The organism is Bacillus sp. V5-8f, from assembly GCF_002863565.1.
Lineage (GTDB): Bacteria > Bacillota > Bacilli > Bacillales > DSM-1321 > Peribacillus.
In genome coordinates this window covers 1-8,034 of sequence record NZ_PGUW01000012.1, presented here as the reverse complement: position 1 = coordinate 8,034, position 8,034 = coordinate 1, and the positions used below count along the sequence as shown (strand labels likewise).

Annotated in this window: 5 protein-coding genes, 22 tRNA genes and 1 rRNA gene; 23 read left to right on the top strand and 5 right to left on the bottom strand. The window is 42.3% G+C overall.

Translation table 11 applies throughout. The features are described from left to right. Window positions 1–8 precede the first annotated feature (8 nt). The 22 genes from CUU64_RS14445 (at window position 9) to CUU64_RS14340 (ending at window position 2,098) form a co-directional block, all read left to right on the top strand. A tRNA-Gly gene (locus CUU64_RS14445) sits at window positions 9–83 on the top strand. A gap of 7 nt (window positions 84–90) precedes the next feature. After that, window positions 91–179, top strand: a tRNA-Leu gene (locus tag CUU64_RS14440). Window positions 180–192: 13 nt separating this feature from the next. Beyond that, a tRNA-Arg gene (locus CUU64_RS14435) sits at window positions 193–269 on the top strand. 7 nt (window positions 270–276) lie between these two features. After that, window positions 277–353 (top strand) — tRNA-Pro (locus CUU64_RS14430). Between the two features lie 15 nt (window positions 354–368). Then, a tRNA-Ala gene (locus CUU64_RS14425) sits at window positions 369–444 on the top strand. Between the two features lie 26 nt (window positions 445–470). Beyond that, window positions 471–547 (top strand) — tRNA-Met (locus tag CUU64_RS14420). A 14-nt stretch (window positions 548–561) separates the two neighbouring features. Next, window positions 562–638: transfer RNA gene (locus tag CUU64_RS14415), tRNA-Ile, on the top strand. A 17-nt stretch (window positions 639–655) separates the two neighbouring features. Next, a tRNA-Ser gene (locus tag CUU64_RS14410) sits at window positions 656–748 on the top strand. A 30-nt stretch (window positions 749–778) separates the two neighbouring features. Then, window positions 779–852, top strand: a tRNA-Met gene (locus CUU64_RS14405). A 3-nt stretch (window positions 853–855) separates the two neighbouring features. Then, window positions 856–928: transfer RNA gene (locus CUU64_RS14400), tRNA-Asp, on the top strand. A gap of 50 nt (window positions 929–978) precedes the next feature. Continuing rightward, window positions 979–1,054: transfer RNA gene (locus CUU64_RS14395), tRNA-Phe, on the top strand. A gap of 28 nt (window positions 1,055–1,082) precedes the next feature. Continuing rightward, window positions 1,083–1,167, top strand: a tRNA-Tyr gene (locus tag CUU64_RS14390). 8 nt (window positions 1,168–1,175) lie between these two features. Further along, window positions 1,176–1,249 (top strand) — tRNA-Trp (locus CUU64_RS14385). A gap of 8 nt (window positions 1,250–1,257) precedes the next feature. Next, window positions 1,258–1,333, top strand: a tRNA-His gene (locus CUU64_RS14380). 10 nt (window positions 1,334–1,343) lie between these two features. Beyond that, window positions 1,344–1,415 (top strand) — tRNA-Gln (locus CUU64_RS14375). 66 nt (window positions 1,416–1,481) lie between these two features. Beyond that, window positions 1,482–1,555, top strand: a tRNA-Cys gene (locus CUU64_RS14370). 6 nt (window positions 1,556–1,561) lie between these two features. Then, window positions 1,562–1,643 (top strand) — tRNA-Leu (locus CUU64_RS14365). Window positions 1,644–1,655: 12 nt separating this feature from the next. Beyond that, window positions 1,656–1,729 (top strand) — tRNA-Gly (locus CUU64_RS14360). 9 nt (window positions 1,730–1,738) lie between these two features. Next, window positions 1,739–1,815 (top strand) — tRNA-Ile (locus CUU64_RS14355). A gap of 24 nt (window positions 1,816–1,839) precedes the next feature. Then, window positions 1,840–1,914 (top strand) — tRNA-Asn (locus CUU64_RS14350). 13 nt (window positions 1,915–1,927) lie between these two features. Continuing rightward, window positions 1,928–2,018: transfer RNA gene (locus tag CUU64_RS14345), tRNA-Ser, on the top strand. Between the two features lie 6 nt (window positions 2,019–2,024). After that, window positions 2,025–2,098 (top strand) — tRNA-Arg (locus tag CUU64_RS14340). Window positions 2,099–2,540: 442 nt separating this feature from the next. On the opposite strand, the gene CUU64_RS14335 is transcribed toward CUU64_RS14340, so the two are convergent. The 5 genes from CUU64_RS14335 to CUU64_RS14315 all read right to left on the bottom strand — a co-directional run bounded on the left by CUU64_RS14335 (window position 2,541) and on the right by CUU64_RS14315 (window position 7,156). Beyond that, on the bottom strand, window positions 2,541–3,116 hold the full coding sequence (locus tag CUU64_RS14335) for a recombinase family protein (protein ID WP_101634301.1): 576 nt from the start codon (window positions 3,114–3,116) through the stop codon (window positions 2,541–2,543). 136 nt (window positions 3,117–3,252) lie between these two features. Then, window positions 3,253–3,516 carry a hypothetical protein gene (locus CUU64_RS14330; RefSeq protein WP_101634300.1) on the bottom strand — a complete coding sequence of 88 codons (264 nt, stop codon included), beginning with the start codon at window positions 3,514–3,516 and terminating at the stop codon, window positions 3,253–3,255. Next, complete coding sequence (locus tag CUU64_RS14325; RefSeq protein WP_101634299.1) at window positions 3,500–4,297, bottom strand: ParA family protein; 798 nt, start codon at window positions 4,295–4,297, stop codon at window positions 3,500–3,502. Before CUU64_RS14325 ends, CUU64_RS14330 begins: the two co-directional genes overlap by 17 nt. A 151-nt stretch (window positions 4,298–4,448) precedes the next feature. Continuing rightward, a complete protein-coding gene (locus tag CUU64_RS14320) occupies window positions 4,449–5,804 on the bottom strand; it encodes an MmcB family DNA repair protein (RefSeq protein ID WP_101634298.1) in 1,356 nt (451 codons plus the stop codon). 125 nt (window positions 5,805–5,929) lie between these two features. Beyond that, window positions 5,930–7,156, bottom strand: a complete 1,227-nt coding sequence (locus CUU64_RS14315) for a replication initiation protein (protein ID WP_257985534.1) — start codon at window positions 7,154–7,156, stop codon at window positions 5,930–5,932. Window positions 7,157–7,945: 789 nt separating this feature from the next. Here CUU64_RS14315 and CUU64_RS14310 point away from each other — a divergent pair. Continuing rightward, window positions 7,946–8,034 (top strand): 16S ribosomal RNA (locus CUU64_RS14310); the annotation flags it as partial.

The window sequence follows — 8,034 nt, the reverse complement described above, 5'->3', positions numbered from 1 at the left end:
CCATTTGTGCGGAAGTAGTTCAGTGGTAGAATACAACCTTGCCAAGGTTGGGGTCGCGGGTTCGAATCCCGTCTTCCGCTCCATTGATCTGCCGGGGTGGCGGAACTGGCAGACGCACAGGACTTAAAATCCTGCGGTAGGTGACTACCGTACCGGTTCGATTCCGGTCCTCGGCACCATTAAATTTTATATGCGCCCGTAGCTCAATTGGATAGAGCGTCTGACTACGGATCAGAAGGTTATGGGTTCGACTCCTTTCGGGCGCGCCATATTTGACGGGAAGTAGCTCAGCTTGGTAGAGCACTTGGTTTGGGACCAAGGGGTCGCAGGTTCGAATCCTGTCTTCCCGACCATGTGAATTCATATTTGGGGCCTTAGCTCAGCTGGGAGAGCGCCTGCCTTGCACGCAGGAGGTCAGCGGTTCGATCCCGCTAGGCTCCACCATATTTTACATCATATATTTTTATGATGGCGGCGTAGCTCAGCTGGCTAGAGCGTACGGTTCATACCCGTGAGGTCGGGGGTTCGATCCCCTCTGCCGCTACCACAGTAAAAATATATGGATCTTTAGCTCAGTTGGTTAGAGCAGACGGCTCATAACCGTCCGGTCGTAGGTTCGAGTCCTACAAGATCCACCAGTTGTAAATATAAATACGGAGGTATACCCAAGTCCGGCTGAAGGGATCGGTCTTGAAAACCGACAGGGGTGTAAAAGCCCGCGGGGGTTCGAATCCCTCTACCTCCTCCATTTATCACAAAATTGTATCATTCCTATTATCGCGGGGTGGAGCAGTCTGGTAGCTCGTCGGGCTCATAACCCGAAGGTCGCAGGTTCAAATCCTGTCCCCGCAATCTGGTCCCGTGGTGTAGCGGTTAACATGCCTGCCTGTCACGCAGGAGATCGCGGGTTCGATTCCCGTCGGGACCGTTTTATATTTTACTCAGTAGGTTAACACCTACTGTTACTATATATTGTGTGGCTCGGTAGCTCAGTCGGTAGAGCAAAGGACTGAAAATCCTTGTGTCGGCGGTTCGATTCCGTCCCGCGCCACCACATACCTGAATATATCCCCGATAATGATGGAGGGGTAGCGAAGTGGCTAAACGCGGCGGACTGTAAATCCGCTCCCTCAGGGTTCGGCGGTTCGAATCCGTCCCCCTCCACCACTGATGATAGGGGCATAGTTTAACGGTAGAACAGAGGTCTCCAAAACCTCTGGTGTGGGTTCGATTCCTGCTGCCCCTGCCAAGATTATGGCGGCTGTGGCGAAGTGGTTAACGCATCGGATTGTGGTTCCGACATTCGTGGGTTCGATTCCCATCAGCCGCCCCATTATTATTATTGGGCTATAGCCAAGCGGTAAGGCAACGGACTTTGACTCCGTCATTCGTTGGTTCGAATCCAGCTAGCCCAGTCATCTTTAGATAAAGCAGCCAGTGGGAAAGTACACCTTGGAATCTTCGTTCGCTTTTACAGAATTGGCGGCATAGCCAAGTGGTAAGGCCAAGGTCTGCAAAACCTTTACCACCGGTTCGAATCCGGTTGCCGCCTCCATATTTTGCCGGTGTGGCGGAATTGGCAGACGCGCACGACTCAAAATCGTGTTCCTCACGGAGTGTCGGTTCGACCCCGACCACCGGTATTTCGCTTTTATGCGGGTGTAGTTTAATGGTAAAACCTCAGCCTTCCAAGCTGATGTCGTGAGTTCGATTCTCATCACCCGCTCCAATTATATATGGGCCTATAGCTCAGCTGGTTAGAGCGCACGCCTGATAAGCGTGAGGTCGATGGTTCGAGTCCATTTAGGCCCACCATAATAAAATACATTTCTTTATTGTTCCGCAGTAGCTCAGTGGTAGAGCAATCGGCTGTTAACCGATCGGTCGTAGGTTCGAGTCCTACCTGCGGAGCCATTTTTGTGTTTATGGGGAAGTACTCAAGAGGCTGAAGAGGCGCCCCTGCTAAGGGTGTAGGTCGCGTAAGCGGCGCGAGGGTTCAAATCCCTCCTTCTCCGCCATATAATGCGCCTTTAGCTCAGCTGGATAGAGCAACAGCCTTCTAAGCTGTCGGTCAGAGGTTCGAATCCTCTAAGGCGCGTACGAGAACTAAAAGCCCAGAAGGGTTTTTTTTATTTGAAATTAGTCTTTTCAGACATCTATCTTTGACCTTATCTACATATAATTCTTCTTTGGTTGGTTCTCACCAACCATTTTGCTTTATTTCATATATCTTTAACCAATAAATTACTCCCGGGATATTTTGTGCCTCTTACAGCATCGTTTCAATTCCTTATTGCTGTTGAACATGTACAAATGGACACTAACTCTACAGTCGACGACTTTGGAGTATCAGAAGACCTCGTCATGCCATGTATGTTGGCAGGGCGAGGTCTTCTGATGTTTGCGAAAAAGGAGGAGACACTCAACCTGCGTACTGAAAGGGATTAACAAAGAAACAAAGCGTAAATAAGAAGGAAATTGAGTGACTTCTTATTTACGCTTTGTTTTACTGAAAAACGAAAGAGAGCAATGCCTTGTTTTCACAGTTGGTTGTCCAATTTTTCAACCGACTGCTTACGCTTAGCTCTTATTAATGTACTTTTAGATATTCGTGTCATTTCCTCAACCTGCTTGTAGGAATTATTGGCGAGTAATTCTAACGCATGCTGGATCTGTTTCTTTGAAAACTTCTTCGGTCTTCCCTCGCGGAAATCATCACGCTGCTTAGCGATGGCTTTGCCTTCTTGCGTGCGCTCAATAATGATATTCCGTTCCATTTCAGCAACGGCTAGAAGTGTCGTTAAGAAGAATCGCCCCAAAGTCGTATTCTCTAATAAGCCGACGTTCAGTACGTGAACTCTGACGCCCATATTAAACAAACCTTCTATAACGTCAATACCTTCTCGTGTATTACGCGCCAGGCGGTCGAGCTTAGTTACAACCAGGGTATCACCCTCTTTTAATTCGGAGAGCAGCTTCTGTAATGCCAATCGATCCATACGGGTGCCGGTAACCTTCTCTTGATAAATTTTTTCGCAACCTTCAGCCGTTAAAGCCTGTAATTGTGACTCTAAATCTTGATGAACTGTACTGACCCGTGCATATCCGTATTTCATAATACCGCCCCTTATTCGCATTATTTTTGACACTAAGTTTTGAATATCTTCACGCCTTATAAATAGTACATGCGAATAATAGAGTCAATACTGTTAAGTTTTGACACCAGAACCAAGTTGGTACATGAATTTTCCGTTATTTCGTTTCATTCAAATATTTCTCAACAGCTTCTTCAATCAATATGTAAATATTTTTTTCCAGGAGCAAAGATTGCATTTTGAGCTCTTTGTGAAGATCCGTCCGTAAATCAAATGACACTCTTTTTCGTTCAATCTTTTTTTCTTCTTTTCTTCCAACGTTGTTTTCTTCATCCGTTTTAACTTCTTCATTTAGTGCAAATGTAGGGCTGATATGCTTTTGATTACGCATTTTACTTTTAATATCATTTACTTTCGACACGACTGATCAACTCCTTATAAAATCCTTCATACTGGCTTAAGGCTTGTCTTAATTCAGGGTTTTCATTAAACCCATACAAAGACAATCTGCCGATCGGTGCTTTCTTCGTTATGATTGTATGGAATACTAACTCTGGATAATCTTCTGCGATCAGTTCATTGAAAGCTTTTGCATCACTTCTCCGTACATCGTTCATTGTACGTAAAACGCCAATCGCTTGTGTATTTCTCTTTCCAAATTCCCTGGCACCTTGGATGGAATCCATAAAGTTAGGAATCGCTGAATAACACCAGTTTGAACACTCGAATAAGACTACGACGTGTTCGCTCGCACACAGGGCATTTGTAGTTTGCTCGCTCAGGGATGGTGGAGTATCAATAATGATGAAATCGTATCGGTCCCGAACTGCTTCTAATGTATGATCCAGCACGTGACTTGGATTTCCCCGAAACGGGATCGTTTCCCCCTGATATGTCCTTCCTGTATAGAGCCAACGTGGGAAAGTCGCCAGAAAATTATTGGCCGGCAACAAATCAAGATTTTCATTGATACTGATTATGTATTCCTCTACACTATTGTGCTGCATAGCTTCCAAAACTGATTTGCCAATAAACTGATTTGACGGCTTTTCAGACAATAATTCTGTTAAGTTGCCTTGAGAGTCCATATCCACTGCGAGCACTTGATAGCCATCTTCACTTAATAAATGCCCAAGAATCCCTGTTGTAGTGGATTTTCCACATCCTCCTTTTTGAATGCCCATTGTAATGGTAATTGCCATAATCCACGTTCCTTTCTGCGAACGTTGTTTTCCTCTTTAATTCTAAAGGCAACATTACACATTCTTCAAGAGACAATAAACGAATAAACGTTGTTTTCTTCTTTTCTTCGTTCGTTTCTTCAAGCGCGGCTTTTGAAACCACGCTTGAGTTTTAATATCCATAAACGAATTTCTTGGCGAGCATCCGGCCAGCTTTGAAATTAAGGGCTGTGCGGTCAACATCTACCTTATGAAGCAATAAGTCTTCCTGTTTTATCTGTATGCCCTTTGGAGTCTCAATTAAGTGCCCACATTCTTTAGTCAAACCATCCAGAGCAGAAGACAGGTTGCTGGGGGTTAAAAAATAGAACTCATCACAATAATTCAGGCATTCTAGCCATGTTTTATCCTGGACTAACTCTTCTTGGGAAACCTTCATCTCGACAATGACGATATCATCGCTATCATTGTAAGCAAACACATCAGTGCGACGGTTATTCGGTAAAATGAATCCACTGACCACAATGTATCCGCGGCTGTATAACCACTTCATGGCTAAACTCTGCAATTCATTATGCTTCTTCAATTCCTCGACGGACAATGTATTGATGGCTTCTACTGATTCCATATAGGTCCTGACTGTGTTTGTTTTCGTTTTTTTTAATTCAGCAGCGATCTGTTTTTGCTGTTTCCTAATTTCTTTTAGCTCCTTATCCAACTCGGTTTTTGCAGATCGAAGATCAGCCACGCCTGTTGGAAGGTTGTAACGACCATCCTTTGGAATAGAAAAATGATCTTCCCTTATCTTTTTACTATCCGTTTCATAATCCCAAAGGTGCTTTTTTCCGTGTCTTAGCTTTTCCTCATAAGCAATCACTAAATCCTCTAAATCATCGATGTAAAACACATATTCAAGCGGGTCATAACGAAGGACTGCTTTTTTCTTCAATTCTCTCTGCCAATTGACATCTAGTCGTTTAGCTAATACGAGTCGGCCTTTATACAACCCTACATGCGCCAAAAGAAATTCATGAGAGGATTTTGGGTATGTTTTAAAAAAACGAATTTGGCCCTCCAATTCTTGCTGTAATTGCCGCAACTGCTTTTCTTCCTGCCGAAAATCCCTTTTCTGCTCCTCCAGCAGTTGCATCGTATAATCGGCTTCTTCTTTAAATGTCCGGATGCGCTGCCTTTTTTCCCATAACCCTCTGATCATTAGTTCTAATTCATCTCTCGTTGTTTCATCTGTGACTGTCGATAAAATTTCGGTCAACCCTTCCCAATCTTCTTGTTTAAACAATCTAGCAAGTGGCAGCACTTTTAAACCGATTATTCCGACTTTTTCATATAAAGCCGAATCTAAATGATTGTGTGCCAGCTTTAAAATCTTTAAATACCTAGACAGCCGCTTCGCTTGGTCTAGAGAAACAGCATACGCTTCCGGAATGTCTGAAACTTTAGTACCTCTATCGAGATCTAACATAATCCGTTTGCTCAACGAATCAATTCCTGTAATTGTGGCCTTCATTCTGATATTCTCTCCTCTAAAAAGTGTACCGTACACCTTTTATCGATAAAATACCATAAAAACAACCTAGTGATAAGGAGAAAAAAAAAGGACTAAACATGTGTTTAGTCCCGTACTATTTGCAACTATTGGTTCAACCTATTTAACCGCGCCTCAATGTCTTTCTTCCACTCTTCTATGTTCTCTTCCACTGAGTTCTCCGTTACAGGCTCCGTGATATTGAGAATTCCGTATAATTCGTTTTTGATTTCCATAAATTTATGTTTCGCTGTATCGGGGTCTACACCGAGTCTATTTTGAATTTCATCTATAGCCTTCTCTTGAACAAACCATTCGGGCAAAGACTCCTTTGATTTTCTAAAGTCCGCAATTAACCCAACAAGTATTTCGTCATTTTCTGATAAGGCATGAGCTTCACTGGATCCGGAAGTGCTTAGAACCTTGGTTATGTACCCAATCGGATTGTCTATATCTGTTCTATGTTCTATTCTCTCCAACAGGTTAATCACATTATCTTGTCCATATCTTTCCCATGAATGAATAACCTCGTCGTTAATCTGTACTCCTAACTTTAAGCCAAACCTCTTTACATTCTGAAGAAATGAATTAGGGACTTTCACTTGATCTACAATCTCTTGTTCCAATGATTCGGTGTTTCTTTCATTCGTTGACATGATGAGAAACTTTACTTTATCGACCCTTCGGCGGACTTTTACCTCTTCAATTTCAAAGGAGATATCGGTTTTTTTCTTTAATTCTTTCTGGGCCGGCACCAGGACACGCTGCTTGAAATTGCCGTACGCGGGGTAAATGTCGTCTGCTCCTAACATTTTGCGTAAATCACTCAGCAAAAAGGTCCTCTCATGCAGTTTCTCGTACTGTTTCAATAATTCATAAATACGAATGGCGTAGGAACTTTTTAATTTCACGATGTTTTCGAGTTTATAGCTCGTAAATTCCTTTTTCAGCTCCAACAGGTATGGACGTAAGAACGGATCAAAACGAATATCTATAGTCCCTTCGGTTTCGTTATAAGCTACGTAACTAAGCCAGGCGACCTGAATCACTTTCTTGTTAATGCGGATTTCAAAAACCTTCTGCATTAATTCCTTTGTGATCTGCCTTAATTCGGTGTATTTAGGAGTGCCTTTATATCCTAACAACTTGCTATTAAACTCTTTAACGGACAATGCATATGTCTTAAAATCAGCGTCTGCAGGATTTATATTACTAGCCAAAAACAGTATAAGCTTCTGTTCAATGACACCAAGTTTGTAGCTCGCTTCGATGAGCATATTCGACTTTGTCACAAGCTGACTAGTCCGTGTTTCTTTGACCACTATTGTATTCACCAAAGAGTTCCTCCTTCCGAAAATTATTATGACAAATCCGCAACTATAACAAAAGTTTTTTTTGTTATAACACGCACCATTTTTGTTATAGTTCGCACCATTTTTGTTATAGTTCGCACCATTTTTGTTATAGTTAGGCACCATTTTTGTTATAGTTCGCACCATTTTTGTTATAGTTCGCACCATTTTTGTTATAGTTCGCACCATTTTTGTTATAGTTAAGTGCCTCAAACCCTTGATACACCTAGCTTTTTTGAGCCCGAAAAGGTTTTAAAACAATGTAAAACAAGATTAAAATATATTGTAAAACACACAAAAGAGAAATTGATGCGAATCACATGCTATTTATTTTGCATTTAAAAAAAATCACAATTCAACTGGTGACTCCGAAAATGACCTCGAAATGTTTCAGAAGTTCCGAAAAGGTTTCTGATCATTTAACGAGGATCTCGTTTCAAAATACTTTCGGAACGACCAGGTCGACACCTCTAACAGCCAGCGAAACTTAGTACATGTTTTTTTAAAAAAACTTTTTCGCAGAAGTTGACAACCGATTTTGGTTTTGTTAATATAAATTTTGTCGTTAGGACATGCTAGTTCACATCGCAAATTGTGTAAGAAAAAACTTTTTCGCAGAAGTTGACAACCGATTATTGATGTGCTAAGATAATAAATGTCGCCGCGAAACACGGTGATGAAATTGCTCTTTGAAAACTGAACAAAACAAAGCGCCAACGTTTTTTTAATAGTGAGCAAACACTTTAAAAGCAAATGAGCTATGCAAACATTTCTTCGGAGAGTTTGATCCTGGCTCAGGACGAACGCTGGCGGCGTGCCTAATACATGCAAGTCGAGCGGATTTTCGGAAGCTTGCTTCC

What these genes read in the sequence shown, in the direction of transcription:
- CUU64_RS14335 (WP_101634301.1), bottom strand. Translation starts at nt 3,116, where the DNA reads ATGAAATACGGATATGCACGGGTCAGTACAGTTCATCAAGATTTAGAG.
- CUU64_RS14325 (WP_101634299.1), bottom strand. Translation starts at nt 4,297, where the DNA reads ATGGCAATTACCATTACAATGGGCATTCAAAAAGGAGGATGTGGAAAA.
- CUU64_RS14320 (WP_101634298.1), bottom strand. Translation starts at nt 5,804, where the DNA reads ATGAAGGCCACAATTACAGGAATTGATTCGTTGAGCAAACGGATTATG.